Source organism: Pseudomonas sp. Au-Pse12 (assembly GCF_021341665.1).
Classification (GTDB): domain Bacteria; phylum Pseudomonadota; class Gammaproteobacteria; order Pseudomonadales; family Pseudomonadaceae; genus Aquipseudomonas.
This window is the reverse complement of sequence record NZ_JAJTTH010000015.1, coordinates 79,322-100,080: the sequence shown is the minus strand read 5'-3', so window position 1 is coordinate 100,080 and position 20,759 is coordinate 79,322. Positions and strand designations below refer to the sequence as shown.

Below are 20,759 nucleotides of genomic sequence, written 5' to 3'. Positions count from 1 at the left end.
AAGGAACCTCATCATGTCCACGGCAAAAACCGCATTGATCATCGGCGCCTCCCGGGGCCTGGGCCTTGGCCTGGTCCAGCGCCTGCTCGAAGACGGCTGGCAGGTCACCGCCACCGTGCGCAACCCGCACAAGGCCGAGGCCCTGCAAGCCCTGGGCAAGGTACAGATCGAGCAACTGGACATGGACGATCAACAAGCGGTGATCGCCCTCAGCCAGAAGCTCAAGGATCAGGTGTTCGACCTGCTGTTCGTCAACGCCGGGGTCAAGGGCCCGGACAACCAGTTACCGGGCCACGCGACCCTGGCCGAAGTCGGCCAGCTGTTCTTCACCAACGCCGTGGCCCCGATCAACCTGGCCCAGCGCTTTGTCGGGCAGATCCGCAAGGACAGCGGCGTGCTGGCGTTCATGAGTTCGGTACTGGGCAGCGTGACCATGCCCGACGCGCCAGAGCTGGCGCTGTACAAGGCCAGCAAGGCGGCGCTGAACTCCATGACCAACAGCTTCGTGACCCAGCTGGGGCAGAAGCTCACCGTGCTTTCGCTGCACCCGGGCTGGGTGAAGACCGACATGGGCGGCGAAGGCGCCGACATCGATGTGGAAACCAGCACTCGCGGGCTGATCGCCCAGGTCAATGCCTACACCGGCAAGGGCGGCCATCACTTCGTCAACTACAAGGGCGAAACCATCCCCTGGTAAGCCGGACCTGAGCGGGCCCGGCCCTTGGGCGCCGGCTTGCCGGCAAACGGGCCCGCACCGTAAACTGCCCCCCGCGCCCACCCCGGGCGCCCCTGGATCAGCAGACAGGGCAACACTGAGCTGGCTAACCTGAACCCACTTTCAGAGGAGCCGGCCACCATGCCTGCGACCCGTACCTGGTTAAAAAATCCCCTGGCCATCTTCACCGGCAATGCCCTCGACGCCCGTGGCGGCCTGGTCGTGCAAGACGGTCTGATCGTTGAAGTGCTGGGCCTCGGCCAGCAGCCTGCAAGCCCCTGCCAGCAGGTCTTCGATGCCCGCGAGCACGTCGTGCTGCCGGGCCTGATCAACACCCACCATCACTTCTACCAAACCCTGACCCGCGCCTGGGCGCCGGTGGTCAACCAGCCGCTGTTCCCCTGGCTCAAGACCCTGTACCCGGTCTGGGCCCGGCTGACCCCGGAAAAACTCGCCCTGGCCACCAAAGTGGCGCTGGCCGAACTGCTGCTCTCCGGTTGCACCACCGCCGCGGACCATCACTACCTGTTCCCCGAGGGCCTGGAAAACGCCATCGACGTGCAAGTCGAAAGCGTGCGTGAACTGGGCATGCGCGCCATGCTCACCCGCGGCTCCATGAGCCTGGGGGAAAAGGACGGCGGCCTGCCACCGCAACAGACCGTGCAAGAGGGGCAGGTGATTCTCGACGACAGTCAGCGCCTGATTCGCCAGTACCATGAGCGTGGCGACGGCGCACAGATCCAGATCGCCCTGGCGCCCTGCTCGCCGTTCTCGGTGACCCCGCAAATCATGTCGGCCAGCGCCGAGTTGGCGAACACACTCGATGTGCGCCTGCACACTCACCTCGCCGAGACCCTCGACGAAGAAGACTTCTGCCTGCAGCGTTTCGGCCTGCGCACCGTGGATTACCTGGACAGCGTCGGCTGGCTCGGCCCACGTACCTGGCTGGCCCACGGCATCCACTTCAACCCCGATGAAATCGCCCGCCTGGGCGCTGCCGGCACCGGCATCTGCCATTGCCCGAGTTCGAACATGCGCCTGGCGTCCGGCATCTGCCCCAGCATCGAGCTGACCGACGCCGGCGCGCCCCTGGGGTTGGGCGTGGACGGCTCGGCGTCCAACGATGCGTCGAACATGATCCTCGAAGCGCGTCAGGCGCTGTACATCCAGCGCCTGCGCTACGGCGCCGAGAAGATCACCCCGGAGCGGGTACTGGGCTGGGCGACCCGGGGTTCGGCGAGCCTGCTGGGCCGCACCGACATCGGCGAACTGGCGGTGGGCAAGCAGGCGGACCTGGCGTTGTTCAAGCTCGATGAGCTGCGTTTCTCGGGCAGCCATGATCCGGTTTCGGCGCTGCTGTTGTGCGGCGCGGATCGTGCGGATCGGGTCATGATCGGCGGCAAGTGGCGGGTGATTGATGGCCAGGTCGAAGGGCTGGACCTGAAAAACCTGATCGCCGATCACAGCCAGGCGGCCCGGCAACTGATCGCCGGCACCTGATCGTCAACTCCAGCGGCGAGGGAGCACCTCCCTCGCCTGCGCGTCGAGCGCAATCGGCTCGAGGAAACATGTTAGTTTCCCACCCCCTCCAACGAGCCGTTACAAGGACATTACGTGAAACAAAGGCACGGACTGGCGCTCTGCATCGCGCTGCTGATTTCAGGCTGTGGGCAACAGGGCGCTGCAGGCCCGGCCAGCACAGCGCTGTCCCCTGAAAAAGTGGCCAGCATCGCTTCGACCATCAAGCGCCAATACCCGGATCTTTCCCCGCAAGTCCGCGATGCCGTGCTCAACACGGTCGTGCGCTCGATGGACAACATGGTGCTGATTGAAGGGGGCGAATTCCAGATGGGCGATTTCGGCTGGCCCCGTGGCTTCGACCCACAGGCCTTGTGCCAATGGCCCTGTGGCGTGGCCCCGGAAAAAATGGAGCGGATCAGCCTCGAGGTCGATGACGACTTCGTTCATCCGGTCAAATTGAGCAGCTATTACCTGTCCTCGTTGCAAACCACCCTGGGCGATTTCGATCTGTTCTTCCTCGCGCAAGGCAAGCCGCCGTTCGAGGAAAAACTGCGCGAACTCGCCGAGATGAAGCACCTTTACCAGGCAAACCTGCCCGCCCCGGCGTCTAAAGAATGGCAAGAAGCCAAGGATTACTGCGGCTGGCTGGCAGAGCTCAGCGGCTATCCCGTCGATCTACCCACCGAGGCCCAATGGGAATACGCGGCGCGCAACCGTGGCCAGCCGGTGATGTTCGCTACCGACAACGGCAACCTGGACTACGGCCGCAACTTTCCGGCGCCCGACGACAACCAAACCTTCGCCGTGGATAGGTTCGTGCCCAATCCGCTTGGCCTCTACAACCTCACCGGCAATGCCAGTGAATGGGTCAACGATTGGTACGACAAACACTACTATCGCGAGTCTCCCGTGGAGAACCCGCAGGGGCCTGAAACAGGCATTTATCGGGCGCAACGGGGCGCCAACAACGTAAATGCCAACGACCCGACCTTTTCGCCCTCGGCCAGCACCGTGCGTCGTTGGAGTTGGGGGGCACTCGCGGCCTGGAATGCCCCCGGAGTCAGCTTTCGCTGTGCCATCCAGTCAGCGCAGCCGCTTTAAAGACCCAGCAGCGACAGCATGATAAAGGTCGCAAACAGAACGAAGTGGGTCATGCCTTCAATGGCGTTGGTTTCACCGTCGTTGAGGTTGATCGCGCTGACAATCAGGGTGATGAACACCATCACCGTCTGCACCGGGGTCATGGCCATCTGAAACGGCTGCCCGGTGTACAGGGCCATGGCCTCCATCACCGGAACCGTGAGGATCACCGTCGACAGGGAGGCCCCCAGGGCCACGTTGACCACCGACTGCATGCGATTGGCCAGCGCCGCGCGCAGGGCCGTGAGAATTTCCGGCGCAGCGGAAATGGCCGCCACCAGAATCGCCGTGATCACCGGCGGCGCACCTGTACCTTCCAGCCCCAGGTCCAGGGTCTTGGACATCACCTCGGCCAGGGCGCCGATCACCACCACGCCGAACACCAGGATGCCGACGCTCCAGGCCAGGTTGACGGCGTGGGGTTGTTCCTGGGCCTCTTTACTACGGCGCTTTTCCGGGTAGCTGTAGCTGAAGAAGTAACTGTGCGGCCCGACCTGCATACGCAGGAACAGGGTGTAGAGCACCACCATCGCGCCAATGGTGAAGGCCGAGTAGACCTTCCAGTCGGCTTCGGGGATGAACTCCGGCACCACCATCGACACGCCCATGGCGGTGAGGATCATCACGCTGTAGGTGCGCGCCGAATCGTCGTTGTAGGGCTGCTCGCCATGCTTGATGCCGCCCATCAGAGCGGCCAGGCCGAGGATGCCGTTGATGTCCAGCATCACCGCCGAATAGATGGTGTCGCGCACCAGGGTCGGCGAGGCTTCGTTGCTCATCATGATGGCCAGGATCACCACCTCCACCAGCACCGCGGCCAGGGTCAGGATCATGGTGCCGTAGGGGTCACCGACCTTTTCCGCCAGCAGCTCAGCGTGGTGGGCAACGCGCATCGAGGCGATGACGATAAAGCCGATCAGCACCAACCCGGCCGTCAGGGCGATGCCTTGGCCGCTATTGAGCAACAGGTGTTCCAGGGGATAGGCGGCCACGGCAGCCAGCAGCGCAAGCAGTAGAAACTGTTCTTGCTTGAGAGAAGTGAGCATTGCAGTCCTTTGACGGGAATAAAAACGAGTACAGGAGATGAGTGAAAGACGGCTTCGAGTCACTAACGTTTCGTTACATGTTAGTGCACCAGCCTCAGGCGCCGCGCACCGGGTTGGTTCCTGAAAGGCGCTTCGCCGGCACGCCCGCTTCTACACCCGTGCCGGCAGGAGTTGGCTTGCCAGCGAAAAGCGCGCCCCCAAACCCCATGGCAACCGCCCCGCCGGCGCAACGCCGCTCTTTGTTGTCCTGTTGGTCAGCTATTTGCATTGCCCTCCAGCGCTTGCCGCCCCAGCCAACCCTCACAACAAGATGGAGCTTTCATTCATGCATACACGCCCGTTGCACAAGTTGCTCTGCGCCCTGGCCGCCGCCGTCGGCCTGAGTGCCAGCCTCGCCGCCAGTGCCGCCGATCCGCTGAAGGTCGGCTTCGTCTACATCGGCCCCATCGGCGACCATGGCTGGACCTATCAGCATGAGCAGGGACGCAAGGCCCTGGCGGAACAATTCGGCGAGCAGATCAAGACCAACTACGTCGAGAACGTGGCCGAGGGCGCCGATGCCGAGCGGGTGATCCGCAACATGGCCAAGGACAACTACGACCTGATCTTCACCACCTCCTTCGGCTACATGAACCCCACCCTGAAAGTCGCCCGGCAGTTCCCCAAGGTGACCTTCGAACACGCCACCGGCTACAAGCAGGACAAGAACCTCGGCACCTACCTGGCGCGCACGTACGAGGGGCGTTACGTCGGCGGCTTTCTCGCGGCGAAGATGACCAAGAGCAAGAAGATCGGCTACGTCGCCTCGTTCCCGATCCCGGAAGTGATCCGCGACATCAACGCCATCCAGCTGGCCCTGAACAAGTACAACCCGGGCACCGAGATCAAGGTGGTGTGGGTCAACTCCTGGTTCGACCCGGGCAAGGAAGCCGACGCCGCCAACGCCCTGATCGACCAGGGTGCCGACGTGATCTTCCAGCACACCGACAGCCCGGCCCCGATCCAGGCCGCGGAGCGCCGCGGCGTCTACGCGGTGGGCTACGCCTCGGACATGGCCCACTTCGGCCCCAAGGCGGTGCTGACCTCCATCGTCAACAACTGGGCCCCGCACTACATCCAGGCCACCCAAGGGGTGCTGGACCACAGCTGGAAATCCCAGGACTACTGGGGCGGCCTGAAAGAGGGTACGGTTGAGCTGCCCCTCAGCGACCTGCTGCCGGCCCCGGTGAAAGCCGAGGCCGAGCAGATCATCGCCAGCATCAAGAGCGGCGAGTTCCACCCGTTCACCGGCCCGATCAAGGACCAGGCCGGGGTCGAAAAAATCGCCGCGGGGGTCAGCGCCAGCAACGCCGAACTGGCCTCGATGAATTACTACGTCGAAGGCCTGCGGGCGGACCTCCCTAAATAAGCCGGTCGTCGCTGCCGGAGCAGCCGGCAGCGACGGCGGACCGCCAACCGGATGGGAGCCTTTTCATGAATCAACTGCCGATCATCGATATCAGCCCGCTGTATCAGGATGCCCAGCCAGGCTGGGACAGTGTCGCCAAGCAGATCGACCGCGCCTGTCGCGAGTGGGGCTTCTTCTACATCAAGGGCCACCCGATCAGCGCGCAACGCATCGAGCAATTGCTGGCCATGGCCAAGCACTTCTTCGCCCTGCCCAACGCCGAAAAACTCAAGATCGACATCACCCAGAGCCGCCACCATCGCGGCTACGGCGCCATCGCCACCGAGCAGCTGGACCCAAGCAAGCCCAGCGACCTCAAGGAAACCTTCGACATGGGCCTGCACCTGCCGGCCGAGCATCCCGAAGTGCTGGCGGACAAGCCCCTGCGCGGCCCCAATCGCCACCCGCACCTGCCCGGCTGGCAGGCCCTGATGGAGCAGCACTACCAGGACATGCAGGCCCTGGCCCAGACCCTGCTGCGGGCCATGACCCTGGCCCTGGGCATCGAGCGCGACTTCTTCGACCGCCGCTTCCAGGACCCGGTCAGCGTGCTGCGGCTGATCCACTACCCACCGCGCCACACCGCCAGCAGCGAAGAACAGCAAGGCGCTGGCGCCCACACCGACTATGGCTGCATCACCCTGCTCTACCAGGACGCCGCCGGCGGCTTGCAGGTGCGCAACGTCCAGGGGCAGTGGATCGACGCACCGCCCATTGAAGGCAGCTTCGTGGTCAACCTCGGCGACATGATGGCGCGCTGGAGCAACGACCGTTACCTGTCGACCCCGCACCGGGTCATCAGCCCGCTGGGGGTGGACCGCTACTCGATGCCGTTCTTCGCCGAGCCGCACCCGGACACCCGCATCGAATGCCTGCCCGGCTGCCAGGACGCGGAGCACCCGGCCAAGTACCCGGTGACCACCTGCGCCGAATTCCTGCTGTCGCGCTTTGCCGATACCTACGCCTATCGCCGCGAGCTGGAGCAGGCCTGATCGCCCATTCGGTCAGGTTTTACCGAACAATGGCGCCGCCAGATGTAGAATGGCGGCTTTTTCGGGCCCGGTGAAAACCTGGCGATAGCCGCAACCGCGGCCCGTTCCCCAGAGAAGGGCACGGCCCCGGCAGCGCATCACTCTGGCAGCGCCCGCCTGCACCTGATGAGACAACACCATGTATGACTGGCTGAACGCCTTGCCCAAGGCCGAGTTGCACCTGCACCTGGAAGGTTCCCTGGAACCGGAACTGCTGTTCGCCCTGGCCGAACGCAACAAGATCGCCTTGCCCTGGAGCGACGTCGAAACCCTGCGCAAGGCCTACGCCTTCAACAACCTGCAGGAATTCCTCGACCTGTATTACCAGGGCGCCGATGTGCTGCGCACCTCCCAGGATTTCTACGACCTGACCTGGGCCTACCTGCTGCGCTGCAAAGAGCAGAACGTGATCCACACCGAGCCGTTCTTCGACCCGCAGACCCACACCGACCGCGGCATCCCGTTCGAAGTGGTGCTCAACGGCATCGCCAGCGCCTTGAAAGACGGCGAGCAGCAACTGGGCATCACCAGCGGCCTGATCCTCAGTTTCCTGCGCCACTTGAGCGAAGAAGAAGCACAGAAGACCCTCGACCAGGCGCTGCCGTTTCGCGATGCCTTCGTTGCCGTGGGCCTGGACAGCTCGGAAATGGGCCACCCGCCGAGCAAGTTCCAGCAGGTGTTCGACCGCGCGCGCAGCGAAGGCTTCCTGACCGTCGCCCACGCCGGCGAGGAAGGCCCACCGGAGTACATCTGGGAAGCCCTGGACCTTTTGAAGATCCAGCGCATCGACCACGGCGTGCGCGCCTTCGAGGACGAGCGGCTGATGCAGCGCATCATCGACGAGCAGATCCCGCTGACCGTGTGCCCGCTGTCCAACACCAAGCTCTGCGTGTTCGACCACATGTCCCAGCACAACATCCTGCAAATGCTCGAGCGCGGGGTGAAGGTCACGGTCAACTCCGATGACCCGGCGTACTTCGGCGGCTACGTCACCGAGAACTTCCACGCCCTGTACACCGACCTGGGGATGACCCAGGACCAGGCCCGGCGCCTGGCGCAGAACAGCCTGGATGCACGGCTGGTCAAGCCGTAACGGCCTTCGCCGGCCAGCCGTCTCCTACACCAACCTGTAGGAGACGGCTGGCCGGCGAACCTCAATTTCCCGCCTCGCTCAACTCCTCCAGGGTCCTGCCCCGGGTTTCCATCCCGAACAGCCAGACCACTCCCGCGGCAATCACAAAGCACGCCGCCCCCAAGGCAAACACCCCGCCCTGCCCGGTGACGGGAAACACCAGCCCGGTCACCAGCGGCCCCAGCAACGAACCGATGCGCCCCACCGCCGAAGCAAAACCCGAGCCCGTGGCCCGGGCCGATGTCGGGTACAGCTCGGGCGTATAGGTGTAGAGCACCGCCCACATGCCGAACAGGAAAAACTGCATCAGCAGCCCGGTGCCGATCAGCAGCCCGACGTTGCCGCCAAACACCGCGCTCTGTCCGTAGAAGAACGCCATGACCCCACCACCGAGCAAGGTCACGATGCACACCGGCTTGCGTCCCCAGCGCTCCACCAGCCAGGCGGCCATGAGGAACCCGGGAATCCCGCCCAGGGAAATCAGCACCGTGTAGTACACCGACTGCGTCACCGCAAAACCGGATTGTTGCAGCAAGGCGCTGAGCCACGAAGTCAGCCCGTAGAAACCCAGCAGGGCGAAGAACCACAGGCTCCAGATCATCATCGTGCGTTGCCGGTACAGGGGCGACCAGATCTGTTTCAGCGCGGAGAAAAAGTGCCCCGGCGCACTGTCGACGCGTGGCAGGCGCACCGGCTCCGGCAACTGCGCCGTGCCCAGGGAAGCCCGTACCTTGTTCTCGATGTCACCCAGCACGCGGTCCGCATCGGCGTGACGCCCGGCCTGCTCCAGCCAGCGCGGCGACTCGGGAATGAAGAAGCGGATCACCAGCACGAACACCGCCGGAATCGCCAGCACCAGGAAGATGTCGCGCCAGCCGATCAGCGGCAGGAGGAAATACGACAACACCCCGGCGGCAACGAAACCCAGGGGCCAGAAACCGTCCATCAAGGCGATGTAGCGCCCGCGGCGCTGCGCCGGGATCATCTCCGAAAGCATCGATTGGGCGATGGGAAACTCCATGCCCATGCCAATTCCCAGCAGCACCCGAAACAGGGTCAGGCTGTCCACGCTCTGGGCGGTGGAACACAGGTAGCTGGCCACGCCCCAGAGCACGATGCTCCACTGGAACACCGGCTTGCGCCCGAAGCGGTCGGCGAGCATGCCCGACAGCGAAGCGCCGAGCACCATGCCGAAAAAACTCGAGCTGGCCAGCAGGCCGGCCTGGGCCGAGCTCAGGCCGAACTCGGTTTTGATCGAGCCGAGGAGGAACGTCATCATCGCCAGGTCCATGGAATCGAAGAAAAACGCCAGGGCGATAATGATGAAGATCACTCGGTGATAACCGCTGATGGGTAACCGCTCCAGGCGCTCAGCGGCGCTGTATCCCTGTATGGCCATGCCCGTTCCCCCGGTTGAATGCTGGACCGTCCGAGTGTGCGGGATCGAGGCCGGGACTGATTGCCGAGGGCGACCTGTTCGCGTCCGCCAGCGACGCCGAGGGCGCGGCGCCCGGGTTCACTGGCAAGCCGGCTGCTACGGGCGGCGGGCAATGATCTCGGCGCAACGCTGCTGAAGCAGGTCGCGCAGCAACTTCACCGGTTTGCTCAAGTGCGCCCTATGGGTGCACAGCAGGTTCAGCGAGGCACCTTCGCAGCGCAGCTCCGGCAGCAGGATCTGCAGGCGACCGGCGAGCACATCGTCGGCCACGTCCAGCCAGGACTTGTAGGCAATCCCCTCGCCGGCCACGGCCCAGCGCCGCACCACATCGGCATCGTCGCTCAAGCGGTCGCCACTGACGGTCAGGCTCACCTCGCGCTTGCCGTCAAAAAAGCTCCAGAGGTCGTGAGCCCGGCTGTCGAGCATGTACAGCAGGCAGTTGTGCTGGGCCAGTTGCTCCAACTGCCGCGGTTCGCCATGACGGGCCAGGTAGCTGGGAGCGGCGCACAGCACCCGCCGGTTGTCCGGGGCTATCGGCAGCGCCACCAGGCTCGAATCTTCCGGCTCGCCATAACGCAGGGCGATGTCCACCGGCTGGCGGAACAGGTCGGCGATGCGGTCCCCCAGCAGCAGGCGCACGCTGAGCTTGGGGTGCTCGCGCTGGAATGCGTCGAGCCAGGGCAGCAGCAGGTTGCGGCCAAAATCCGAGGGCGCCGACAGCTGCAGCACACCGCTGACCTGATCCTGGCCGCTGGCCAACAGGCGCCGCCCCTCATCCAGGTTGCTCAAGGCGGCGCGGGCGTATTCGAGGAACCCCTCACCTTCAGCGGTCAACCGCAAGCTGCGGGTGGAGCGGGCCAGCAGGCGCGCGCCCAGGTGTTCTTCGATGCGCTTGAGGGCGGCGCTGGCCACCGCCGGCGACAGGTCCATGACCCGGGCCGCCGCCGACAGGCTGCCCAGGTCCGCGGCCCGGACGAACAATTGCAGGTCATCGAATCGCAGCATCGGTGTACATCCGGATTATCAAAAAAATATTGAAAGAGACTGCTCTTTTAGCGGGTTTTATCTTCAGGAGAAATAGCCAATTATCCCCTCCATTGCCCAGCCCCCTGAGGAAAACCCCATGTCCCAAGCCTTCACCGCGATTGCGACGCTGATCGCCAAGCCCCAGCAGCAAGCCGTCCTCAAGCGCGAACTCAGCGCCCTGGTCCCGCCCAGCCGCGAAGAAACCGGCTGCCAGTACTACGAACTGCATGAGGACGCCGCACAGCCGGGCACCTTCTACGTACTGGAACGCTGGGACGATGAAGCCGCCCTGGAGTTTCACAACAACACCGCGCATTTCCAGCACTTCATCGCCCAGACCCGTGAAGCGATCGAGCACTTCGAGCTCAAGCGCCTGCAATTGCTCGTCTGAGCCCATTTCTCACACTCATCAGGAACTCATCATGAAAGCCATCGCCTACTACGCCTCCCTGCCGATCGACGACCCCAAGTCCCTGCAAGACATCGAACTGCCCGAGCCGGTGGCCGGCCCCCACGACCTGCTGGTTCAGGTCAAGGCCATCTCGGTCAACCCGGTGGACACCAAGGTCCGCGAGAACGTCCAGCCCGAAGGCGGTGCGGCCAAGGTGTTGGGCTGGGACGTGGCCGGGGTGGTCAAGGCCGTGGGCAGCGAAGTCAGCCTGTTCAAGGTCGGCGACCGGGTGTTCTACGCCGGCTCCATCGCCCGGGCCGGCGGCAACAGCGAGCTGCACACCGTGGATGAGCGGATTGTCGGCCACATGCCCAAGAGCCTGGATTTCGCCGCCGCCGCAGCCCTGCCACTGACCGCGATCACGGCCTGGGAGCTGCTGTTCGAACGCCTGCAGATCAGCCAGGACCCTGCTGACAAAGGCCAGAGCCTGCTGATCGTCGGCGCTGCCGGCGGGGTCGGTTCGATCCTTACCCAACTGGCCCGGCAACTGACCGGCCTCAAGGTGATCGGCAGCGCCTCCCGCGAGCAGACCCAGGCCTGGGTCCGCGAGCTGGGCGCCCATGCGGTGGTGGACCACAGCCAGCCCCTGAGCGTCGAACTCAAGCGCATTGGCGCAGGCCAGGTGACCCATGTCGCCAGCCTGACCCAGACCGATGCCCACCTCGATCAGTTGGTGGAAGCCCTGGCACCCCAGGGCAAACTGGCGCTGATCGACGATCCGAAAAGCCTCGACGTGACCAAGCTCAAGCGCAAGAGCCTGTCGTTGCACTGGGAGTTCATGTACACCCGTTCGCTGTTCGAAACCGCCGACATGCAAGAACAGCATGTACTGCTCAACAAGGTCGCCGAGCTGATCGACGCCGGCACCCTGAAGACCACGGTCGGCGAGCACTTCGGCCAGATCAACGCGGCCAACCTGCGCCGAGCCCATGCCCTGCTGGAGAGCGGCAAGGCCAAGGGCAAGATCGTCCTGGAAGGTTTCTGAGGGCACGCCAAGCGGCCGCCAGCCCCCAGGAAAAGGGCTTGGCGGCCGTCAGTCAGAGAGTTGATTCCGGTCATATTTCTGACCGTATTCAGGTCTACACTGGGACCCCTTGCACTGCACTCTTTTACCGTTAGGAGGTCAGCAATGAAGATCCTGATAAAAGAACTGGCAACTCCCCAGGGCCCTCAATGGCAGGTCCGCCTCGACCAGCATGGCGTGACCTTTCGCAGCGAGGCCGAGGCCCGGGCCTTTACCCAGACCCTGCAGGCCCGCTTGCAAGCCCCCCACTCGATTCCCCAGCGTCAGCGCGCCACCGGCTGACTCAGAGCTCGGCAGCTTTCAGCGCCCGGGCATTCTGCAAGCGCCGGGTCATGACGGCCATGCTCACCGCCAGGACACCGCACAGGCTGATGACCATGGCCATCGGCATGGCGCTGCCATCGTGCAAGACCCCCACCAGATACGCCGCGCCCGCGGCGACGCTGAACTGCAGGCAGCCGAGCATCGCCGAAGCGCTGCCGGCCCGCGCGCCCTGGCCGTTCATGGCGCAAGCCGCGGCGTTGGGAATGATGCAACCCAAGCTGGCGATACACACGAACAACGGCAACAGCAGCGGCCACAGCGCGCTGGTGTGCAAGGCGCTGACGCCCAGCAGGCTCAAGCCCGCCGCCAGGTAGATCCACACGGTACGCGCCAGCAGGAAGGCCGGCCCGCGCTTGGCCAGCAGGCGCGCATTGATCTGCGCCACCAGGATGAAGCCCCCGGCGTTGATCCCGAAGAACCAGCCGAAGTGCTCCGCTGGCACCCCGTAGAGCTTGATAAAGACAAAGGGTGAACCGGCGATGTAGGAAAACATTCCGGCGATGGCGATCCCGCCGGTCAAGGCGTGGCCGAGGAACACCCGGTCCGACAGCAGCAGGCCGTATTGACGCAACGCCCCGGACAAGGGCAGGCGCGGGCGAGTGGCCGGCATGCTTTCCGGCAAGCCCAGGGCCACCGCCAGCCCGGACAGGGCACTGAACACCGTGAGCATGATGAAGATCGACTGCCAGCCATAGAGGTTGACCAGCAGGCCGCCGAGCATCGGCGCCAGAATCGGCGCCAGGCCCATCACCAGCATCAACTGGGAGAACACCTTGGCCGAACCCACCGCGTCGCACTTGTCGCTGACCACCGCGCGGGAAATCACCATCCCGGCGCAACCGCCCAGGGCCTGGACGAAGCGTGCGCCGATCAGCCATTCCAGGTTCGGCGCGTAGGCGCAGGCCAGCGACGCCAGGGTGAACAGGCCAACCCCGACCAGCAACGGCAGGCGCCGGCCGAAGCGGTCGGCCACCGGACCATAGGCCAACTGGCCGATGGACAGTCCTAGGAAATAAGCAGCCAGCGTGAGCTGAACGTGTTTTTCATCGGTGCCGAAGGCCAGGGCCATCGCCGGAAAGGCCGGCAGGTAAAAGTCGATGGCCAGGGGGCCGAAAGCGCTCAGGGCGCCGAGAATCAGGATTGTGCGGAGGTTCATGGCATCCAAGCGAGCGTTGGTCAGCGGTTGCACAGTCTAGCCGCGCTTGGACGCCTTGAACATTCCGATAGGTCGCTAACTATTAAAAAGGCTCAAGCCACCTTGACCGCGTAGCCTTCCTCACTGATCAGGCTGATCACCTCTTCGCTGGACAGGCGGCTCTCGACCCCGACTTCCTTGGCCGCCAGATCCACGCGCACGGTGGCCGCGGGATCCTTGCTCTGCAGCGCCTGAGTGATGGCACGCACACAGTGACCGCAGGACATGCCTTGAACGTTGAATACTTGCATTGCGCTTCTCCTGTATTGGGTTGGAGCAAGTCTTGTCCTTGCCACCGTGGCAAGGTCAAGTTCCGGATTGATCTGCCGGGCTGGAAATCGGCGCCGCGCTCGGCCAAGCTGCACGTCTTACGACATCACAGCGGGAGATTCAGCCATGCGCTGGTCAACTTTCAGCCTCGTCGGCCTCCTTGGCCTGCTCGCGGCAACGCCACCGGCCCTGGCCGCCGGAGAGGATTACGGCGTACTGATCATTTCCAGGGAGCGGCTGGAAGTCGCCACGTCCTGCGAAATCGGCCTGTACATTCAGGACCAGCTCGCCGGGCGCCTGTTCCAGGAACAGAGCGCTTCCTTCAACCTGCCGCCGGGCAAGGTTTCCCTGCGCCTGAAACTGTTGCCGGGCCAGGCCCCGGGCTGCAATGCGGGCCTGCTGGCCCCGGGTTCCCAGGACATCAACCTGCGGGCCGGCGACGTGCTGAAATTCCGCATCGCCATGAACGCCTCGGGCATGTACCTCAAGCCCGCCGCCCTGGAGTACTGACTCTCCCGCCCTGAACTCTGACCTGAATCTTGGCCCCGGGGCCGGTTGTCCGCCCCCTGGCGACAGCCCCCTGGGACAAAATGAAGCAGCCGCGCAATGCCCCCTTGACCTTGCCTGCATGGCAAGGTTGATCCTGTAGGCAACATTTACAGGGAGCGTCAGACATGCCTGAGTCAACCACCTTCGACCTGCCGATTGCCGGCATGACCTGCGCCAGCTGCGCCGGGCGCGTAGAGCGCGCCCTGGGCAAGGTCGCGGGCATTCGCACCGTCAGCGTCAACCTGGCCACGGAGCAGGCCCGGGTAGAAGCACCGGGCGACAGCCTGCCAGCCCTGCTCGAAGCCGTGGAAAATGCCGGCTACAGCGTGCCGGTACAGTCCGTCGAACTGAGCGTCGGCGGCATGACTTGCGCCACCTGCGCCGGGCGTGTCGAACGCGCCCTGAACAAGGTTCCCGGGGTACGCAGCGCCAGCGTCAACCTGGCCACCGAGCGCGCCCACGTTGAGCTGCTGGGCCAGGTCGACCCGGCGCTGCTGATCAATGCCGTGACCCACGCCGGCTACTCCGCCAGCCTGTGGCAGGCCGAACAGAAACAGGGCGACGAGCAACAGCAGCACCTGCGCCGTGAACGCTGGAGCCTGGTGCTGGCGATTCTCCTGGCCCTGCCCCTGGTACTGCCGATGCTGGTGCAACCGTTCGGCCTGCACTGGATGCTCCCGGCCTGGGCCCAGTTCGCCCTGGCCACTCCGGTGCAGTTCATCTTCGGTGCACGCTTTTATGTCGCGGCCTGGAAAGCCGTGCGCGCCGGCAGCGGCAACATGGACCTGCTGGTGGCCCTGGGCACCAGCGCCGGTTATGGACTGAGCCTGTATCAATGGGCCACTGCCGCCGCCGGCAGCATGCCGCACCTGTATTTCGAAGCGTCAGCGGTGGTGATCGCCCTGGTGCTGCTGGGCAAGTACCTGGAAAGCCGCGCCAAGCGCCAGACCGCCAGCGCCATCCGCGCCCTCGAAGCCCTGCGCCCCGAGCGGGCGATCCAGGTCATCGACGGGCGCGAGCAGGAAGTCGCCATCAGCGCCCTGCGCCTGGGCGACCTGGTGCTGGTCAAGCCCGGCGAGCGCTTCCCGGTGGACGGCGAAGTCATCGAAGGCCAGAGCCACGCCGATGAGGCGCTGATCAGCGGCGAAAGCCTGCCCGTGCCCAAGCAGCCCGGTGACAAGATCACCGGCGGCGCCATCAATGGCGAAGGTCGTTTGCTGGTACGCACCCTGGCCCTGGGGGCGGAAACCGTGCTGGCGCGGATCATTCGCCTGGTGGAAGACGCCCAGGCCGGCAAGGCGCCGATCCAGAAGCTGGTGGACAAGGTCAGCCAGGTGTTCGTGCCCACCGTGCTGGTGCTGGCGCTGATCACCCTGGTGGGCTGGTGGCTGTACGGCGCGCCACTGGAAACCGCAGTGATCAACGCCGTGGCGGTGCTGGTGATCGCCTGTCCTTGCGCCCTGGGGCTGGCCACCCCTACCGCGATCATGGCCGGCACCGGAGTGGCCGCCCGCCACGGCATCCTGATCAAGGACGCCGAAGCCCTGGAGCGGGCCCACGAAGTCAGCTCGGTGGTGTTCGACAAGACCGGCACCCTGACGTCCGGCACCCCGCGCATCGCCCATATGCAGGCGGTGGAAGGCGACGAAAACAGCGTGCTGCAACTGGCCGGCGCGCTGCAGCGCGGCAGTGAACACCCCCTGGCCAAGGCGGTGCTGGACCTGTGCCAGGAACGCCAACTGCCGGTGGCCGATGTCAGCGCCAGCCAGTCCCTGACCGGGCGCGGCATCGCCGGCACCCTGGACGACCGCCAGCTGGCCCTGGGCAACCGCCGCCTGCTGGAAGAATGCGGCCTGAACCCGGGCAGCCTGGCCCAGGCGGCCAAGGACTGGGAGCACGAAGGCCGGACCCTGTCCTGGCTGATCGAGCAGAGCCCGCAATCCCGGGTGCTGGGCCTGTTTGCCTTTGGCGACACGCTCAAGCCCGGTGCCTTGCAGGCGGTGCAGCAACTGCGCGCGCGACAGATCAGCAGCCACCTGCTGACCGGCGACAACCGTGGCAGCGCCAAGGTCGTGGCCGATGCCCTGGGCATCGACGACGTGCACGCCGAAGTGCTGCCGGCGGACAAGGCGGCAACCGTAGCCGAGCTGAAAAAGACCGGCGTGGTGGCCATGGTCGGCGACGGCATCAACGACGCCCCGGCCCTGGCGGCGGCAGACATCGGCATTGCCATGGGCGGCGGTACCGACGTGGCGATGCACGCGGCCGGCATCACCCTGATGCGCGGCGATCCACGCTTGATCCCCGCAGCCCTGGAAATCAGCCGCAAGACCTACGCGAAGATCCGCCAGAACCTGTTCTGGGCCTTTGTCTACAACCTGATCGGCATCCCGCTGGCGGCCTTCGGCCTGCTCAACCCGGTGCTCGCCGGGGCGGCCATGGCGCTGTCCAGCGTCAGCGTGGTGAGCAATGCGCTACTGTTGAAAACCTGGAAACCCCAAGACCTGGAGAACGCCGAATGAACATCGGCCAAGCAGCCCGCAAGAGCGGCCTGAGCGCCAAGATGATCCGTTACTACGAGTCCATCGGCCTGCTCAAGCCCGCCCATCGCAGTGACAGCGGCTACCGCCTGTACGGCGACGAAGACCTGCACAGCCTGGCCTTCATCAAGCGCTCCCGGGACCTGGGCTTTTCCCTGGAGGAAGTGGGCAAGCTACTGACCCTGTGGCAGGACCGGCAACGGGCCAGCGCCGATGTGAAGGCCCTGGCGCGCCAGCACATCGACGAGCTAAACCAGAAGATCCGCGAACTGGCGGGGTTGCGCGACACCCTGCAGGACCTGGTGGAACACTGCCAGGGCGACCACCGTCCGGACTGCCCGATTCTCAAGGAGCTGGCGTCCGGCAGTTGCTGCGGATCCTGAGTATTTGCAAGAAGCGATCTCTGTAGCCGCAGCCGAGCCCTGGCGAGGCTGCGAAAAGGCCCGCAGGGCCTTGCTTGGCGATCCCTTGCAAAACCTCGATGCCCTCAAGATCCTCGCGTCCCTTCGGGCCGTGCGCAGCCTGCGGCAGCGGCTACAAGGCGCCAGGTAGTTTGCAGGAATAAAAAATCCGGCCATGGCCGGATTTTTTTATTCCATCACTGCATCCAGGGCGGAGGCGGTGGCTCTTCGGACTTGCCTGGCGGCGCATCATCCGCCGCACGCAGCGCCTGGCGGCGCTCCTCGTCGAGACGTGCCGCTTCGATCTCGCGGATCACGCTGCCGACATCCGCCAGCTCCTCGGGGTCGTCGAACTCGCCGGTCAGCACACTGCCCGGATGCAAGGTGCCGGCCTCGTACAGGGCCCACATTTCCTTGGCATATCGGGTGCCCTTGAGCTCCGGGGCAAAACGCCCGAAGTAGGACGCCATGTTGCCGACGTCACGCTCCAGCATGCTGAACGCGTGGTTGTTACCCGCCGCGTCCACTGCCTGAGGCAAGTCGATGATCACCGGGCCCTCCGGCGTCAGCAGCACGTTGAACTCGGACAGGTCACCGTGCACCAGGCCGGTACACAACATCAGCACGATCTGGGAAATCAGGAAGGCGTGATATTCACGGGCCTGGTCCGGCTCCAGCACCACATCGTTGAGCCGTGGCGCCGCATCGCCGTACTCGTCGGCCACCAACTCCATCAGCAGCACGCCTTCGAGGAAGTCGAACGGCTTGGGCACCCGCACCCCGGCATTGGCCAGGCGGAACAGGGCCGCGACTTCGGCGTTCTGCCAGGCGTCCTCGGTTTCCTTGCGGCCAAACTTGGACCCCTTGGCCATGGCCCGCGCCTGACGGCTGTTACGGACCTTGCGCCCTTCCTGATACTCCGCCGCCTGACGGAAACTGCGTTTGTTCGCCTCCTTGTAGACCTTGGCGCAACGTAGCTCGTTGCCGCAGCGCACCACATATACAGCTGCCTCTTTACCACTCATGAGTGGGCGCAGCACCTCGTCTACCAGACCGTCTTCGATCAACGGTTCAATGCGTTTTGGAGTCTTCATCAGCTTTTATTGTGGGTCCCTTGTTACCAAACACGCGAAAGTCACTCGTTATACGGCAATCCTCCCACGGCGGGAAAGGGCTGCCGAGCAGCGAACGACAGCAATGCACTCAATGTGCCAGATCAATCCGTCGACGCCGCCAAGGATCATAGCCGAGACCGCGCCGTGAGCGATCCGCGGACAGTCGCGGGCTTGCCTCGTTGCGGCAGTCTTTTGGCCGCAGAAAGCCGGAGCCTGCCTCAACGGTTTTTTTTCGAGCGCCGGCTCAATATTGCGCGGCGTCAGCCGAAGCCCTCATAGACACCGGGCGTTTGTCCGACAATCCAATAAAGACGTCAGCGGCCGGCCAAGGTTCGATCGCCCAAGCTCGACTTCACCCTCAGGAACGCCAGCAACACCGTCTTTCAAGCTGCCGATAAATCCGCGAGTCGCCTGCACTTCGTGGTCTTACAAAAAACTGGAGCGCGGATGAACATCAAACAGAAATTGACCTGGGCCTTCGCCGTCATTGCCTGCCTGCCCGTGGTGCTGGTGGCCACGCTGGTGGTGATCAACCTGCGCAGCGAAGCGCAAAACACCTTTGTCGACGGCAGCGGCCGCGAGATCCGCCAAGTGGCCAACGCCATGCAGCTGTTCTTCGAAGGCATCAGCCAGAACATCGATTACCTGGCGGCACAACCGCTGCTTACCCAGGCCGGCGACAACCTCAAGACCTGGATGAGCGCCGATGCCGCCAAGGTGCCGGAAGGCGAGCAGGACAAACGCATCTTCGAGCTGTTCGCCGCCATGGCCGCCAGCCATCCCGCCTATTCCTACGTGTCCTACGGCGTGAGCAACGGCGGCTACGTCTCCTGGCCCGCCGACCTGAAGCTGGCCAACTACGACCCGCGCGTACGCCCCTGGTACAAGACCGCCCTGGCCAACCCGGGCAAGACCCTGCGCACCGACGCCTATTACTGGGCCAGCGACGACGCGGTGCTGGTCAGCACCGTGCGCTCCCTGGCCAACCAGTCGGGCCCCCAAGGCGGCGTGGTGGCGGTCGACGTGTCGCTCAAGCAGCTCACCGAAATCGTCAAGCAGATCAAGCTGGGCGAGTCCGGCTACCTGATGCTGATGGAAAACAACGGCACGGTGCTGGTCGACCCCAAGCAGCCGGAGCATAACTTCAAGGCCCTGGGCAGCCTCGGCGAGGGTTACGCGCAGTTGGCCAAGACCGGCAAGGGCCTGGTGCAAGTGGAACTGGGTGGCGAACACTACATGGCCAACGTCTGGCCTTCGGAACAACTGGGCTGGACCTTCATCGGCCTGATCAAGCAGAGCGAAGTCATGGGCGCGGCCACCCAGCTGACCTGGATCATCGCGGTGATCGCCGGGGTCCTGGCAGTGCTGTTCGCGGTGGTCGGGGCCAGTTTCGCCAGCCTCATCGTGCGACCGATCCGCGGCGTGGCCAGCGGCCTGGAAGGCATTGCCCAGGGCGAAGGCGACCTGACCCAGAACCTGAATATTCGCGGCAGCGACGAAACCGCGCAGCTGGCCAACTGGTTCAACCAGTTCCTCGCGGCGATCCGCAGCCTGATCCAGCACATCGGCCAGGCGGCGCAAAAGATTCTCGCCACTTCCCACTCCTCGACCCAGGTGTCCAGCGACATGGCCGAAGCCGCCGGGCGCCAGCGCGAAGCCGTGGACATGGTGTCCACCGCCTTCCACGAAATGGTTGCCACGGCCAACGAGGTGGCCCGCTCCTGCAGCCAGGCCGCCGAGTCGGCCGACAGCGGCCAGCGCCAGGCCCGGGAAGGCCAGCAGCAGATCGACGACGCGGTGCACAGCGTCGACCGCCTGAGCCAGGAGATCGAACAGTCGGCGCAATCGATGCAGCAGCTGGAACGCGACAGCACCGATATCCAGTCGATCCTTGGCACCATCCGCTCGATTGCCGAGCAGACCAACCTGCTGGCCCTCAACGCTGCCATCGAAGCCGCCCGGGCCGGTGAGCAGGGCCGCGGCTTTGCCGTGGTCGCCGACGAAGTGCGGGCCCTGGCCAAGCGCACCGCCGACTCCACCGCCGAGATCGACGGGCTGCTGGGCAACCTGGCCAAGCGCACCAGCGCGGTGACCCAGCAGATGCACGCCAGCCTGGAGGTGTCTCAGCAATCGGTGAACCGCATCGGCCTGGCGCGCAACAGCTTCGGGCAGATCCGCGAATCGGTGGACGTGATCCGCGACATGAACACCCAGATCGCCACCGCCGCCGAAGAGCAGCATCAGGTGGCGGAAGACATCAACCGGCACATCAGCCAGATCCATGGCGATGCCCAGTTGGTGGCGGAACTGGCGAACTCGGCGCGCCTGGATTCCCAGAGCCTGGCGGGCTTGTCCAATGAGCTGGACGTCCTGGTGCGGCGCTTCAAGACTTGA

General features: G+C 64.6%; 19 protein-coding genes and 1 pseudogene. 14 read left to right on the top strand and 6 right to left on the bottom strand.

Translation table 11 applies throughout. The features are described from left to right. The first annotated feature begins 13 nt into the window (after positions 1–13). From LXM55_RS29990 to LXM55_RS29980, 3 genes are all read left to right on the top strand, one after another. Positions 14–697: an SDR family oxidoreductase gene (locus LXM55_RS29990; protein WP_233323738.1), complete on the top strand. Its 684-nt coding sequence runs from the start codon at positions 14–16 to the stop codon at positions 695–697. Positions 698–856: 159 nt separating this feature from the next. After that, positions 857–2,215: an 8-oxoguanine deaminase gene (locus LXM55_RS29985; RefSeq protein ID WP_233323737.1), complete on the top strand. Its 1,359-nt coding sequence runs from the start codon at positions 857–859 to the stop codon at positions 2,213–2,215. Positions 2,216–2,434: 219 nt separating this feature from the next. Beyond that, the gene (locus LXM55_RS29980; RefSeq protein ID WP_233323736.1) at positions 2,435–3,337 is read left to right on the top strand and encodes a formylglycine-generating enzyme family protein; all 903 of its coding nucleotides are present in this window, start codon (positions 2,435–2,437) and stop codon (positions 3,335–3,337) included. Here the strand turns inward: LXM55_RS29980 and LXM55_RS29975 are convergent. Next, positions 3,334–4,422, bottom strand: coding sequence for a calcium:proton antiporter (locus tag LXM55_RS29975; protein ID WP_233323735.1), 1,089 nt, complete (start codon positions 4,420–4,422; stop codon positions 3,334–3,336). The two genes, LXM55_RS29980 and LXM55_RS29975, sit on opposite strands and share 4 nt — an antisense overlap. A 325-nt stretch (positions 4,423–4,747) precedes the next feature. On the opposite strand from LXM55_RS29975, the gene LXM55_RS29970 reads away from it, so the two are divergent. From LXM55_RS29970 to LXM55_RS29960, 3 genes are all read left to right on the top strand, one after another. Next, positions 4,748–5,830, top strand: coding sequence for a BMP family ABC transporter substrate-binding protein (locus LXM55_RS29970; protein ID WP_233323734.1), 1,083 nt, complete (start codon positions 4,748–4,750; stop codon positions 5,828–5,830). Positions 5,831–5,895: 65 nt separating this feature from the next. After that, a complete protein-coding gene (locus LXM55_RS29965; RefSeq protein WP_233323733.1) occupies positions 5,896–6,861 on the top strand; it encodes a 2-oxoglutarate and iron-dependent oxygenase domain-containing protein in 966 nt (321 codons plus the stop codon). A 178-nt stretch (positions 6,862–7,039) separates the two neighbouring features. Continuing rightward, entirely contained in the window at positions 7,040–7,993 is a 954-nt protein-coding gene (locus LXM55_RS29960; protein ID WP_233323732.1) for an adenosine deaminase, read from the top strand. 61 nt (positions 7,994–8,054) lie between these two features. Here LXM55_RS29960 and LXM55_RS29955 read toward each other — a convergent pair whose 3' ends face one another. Next, positions 8,055–9,431 (bottom strand): MFS transporter, encoded by a 1,377-nt coding sequence (locus LXM55_RS29955; RefSeq protein ID WP_233323731.1) that lies wholly within the window; start codon positions 9,429–9,431, stop codon positions 8,055–8,057. 135 nt (positions 9,432–9,566) lie between these two features. After that, the gene (locus LXM55_RS29950; protein ID WP_233323730.1) at positions 9,567–10,475 is read right to left on the bottom strand and encodes a LysR family transcriptional regulator; all 909 of its coding nucleotides are present in this window, start codon (positions 10,473–10,475) and stop codon (positions 9,567–9,569) included. 118 nt (positions 10,476–10,593) lie between these two features. Between LXM55_RS29950 and LXM55_RS29945 the strand changes: the two genes are divergently transcribed. The 3 genes from LXM55_RS29945 (at position 10,594) to LXM55_RS29935 (ending at position 12,253) form a co-directional block, all read left to right on the top strand. Next, positions 10,594–10,887 carry a putative quinol monooxygenase gene (locus tag LXM55_RS29945; RefSeq protein ID WP_233323729.1) on the top strand — a complete coding sequence of 98 codons (294 nt, stop codon included), beginning with the start codon at positions 10,594–10,596 and terminating at the stop codon, positions 10,885–10,887. Positions 10,888–10,918: 31 nt separating this feature from the next. Continuing rightward, the gene (locus tag LXM55_RS29940) at positions 10,919–11,932 is read left to right on the top strand and encodes a zinc-binding alcohol dehydrogenase family protein (protein WP_233323728.1); all 1,014 of its coding nucleotides are present in this window, start codon (positions 10,919–10,921) and stop codon (positions 11,930–11,932) included. Positions 11,933–12,076: 144 nt separating this feature from the next. Further along, a complete protein-coding gene (locus tag LXM55_RS29935) occupies positions 12,077–12,253 on the top strand; it encodes a hypothetical protein (protein ID WP_233323727.1) in 177 nt (58 codons plus the stop codon). Between the two features lies 1 nt (position 12,254). Here the strand turns inward: LXM55_RS29935 and LXM55_RS29930 are convergent, their stop codons facing one another. Further along, positions 12,255–13,451 (bottom strand): multidrug effflux MFS transporter, encoded by a 1,197-nt coding sequence (locus LXM55_RS29930; protein ID WP_233323726.1) that lies wholly within the window; start codon positions 13,449–13,451, stop codon positions 12,255–12,257. Positions 13,452–13,543: 92 nt separating this feature from the next. Continuing rightward, entirely contained in the window at positions 13,544–13,741 is a 198-nt protein-coding gene (locus tag LXM55_RS29925; RefSeq protein WP_233323725.1) for a heavy-metal-associated domain-containing protein, read from the bottom strand. Between the two features lie 145 nt (positions 13,742–13,886). On the opposite strand from LXM55_RS29925, the gene LXM55_RS29920 reads away from it, so the two are divergent. From LXM55_RS29920 to cueR, 3 genes are all read left to right on the top strand, one after another. Continuing rightward, complete coding sequence (locus LXM55_RS29920) at positions 13,887–14,270, top strand: hypothetical protein (protein WP_233323724.1); 384 nt, start codon at positions 13,887–13,889, stop codon at positions 14,268–14,270. A gap of 164 nt (positions 14,271–14,434) precedes the next feature. Further along, positions 14,435–16,831 carry a heavy metal translocating P-type ATPase gene (locus LXM55_RS29915; protein ID WP_233323723.1) on the top strand — a complete coding sequence of 799 codons (2,397 nt, stop codon included), beginning with the start codon at positions 14,435–14,437 and terminating at the stop codon, positions 16,829–16,831. Further along, positions 16,828–17,232 carry a Cu(I)-responsive transcriptional regulator gene (cueR, locus tag LXM55_RS29910; protein WP_233323722.1) on the top strand — a complete coding sequence of 135 codons (405 nt, stop codon included), beginning with the start codon at positions 16,828–16,830 and terminating at the stop codon, positions 17,230–17,232. The genes LXM55_RS29915 and cueR overlap by 4 nt, the downstream gene beginning before the upstream one ends. Before the next feature lie 215 nt (positions 17,233–17,447). On the opposite strand, the gene LXM55_RS29905 is transcribed toward cueR, so the two are convergent. Then, a complete protein-coding gene (locus LXM55_RS29905) occupies positions 17,448–18,344 on the bottom strand; it encodes a PA4780 family RIO1-like protein kinase (RefSeq protein WP_233323721.1) in 897 nt (298 codons plus the stop codon). A 468-nt stretch (positions 18,345–18,812) separates the two neighbouring features. Here LXM55_RS29905 and LXM55_RS32850 point away from each other — a divergent pair. Continuing rightward, positions 18,813–19,901 (top strand): annotated as a pseudogene (locus tag LXM55_RS32850) (cache domain-containing protein); the annotation flags it as partial. A gap of 90 nt (positions 19,902–19,991) precedes the next feature. Further along, positions 19,992–20,759: a methyl-accepting chemotaxis protein gene (locus LXM55_RS32845; protein WP_442799800.1), complete on the top strand. Its 768-nt coding sequence runs from the start codon at positions 19,992–19,994 to the stop codon at positions 20,757–20,759.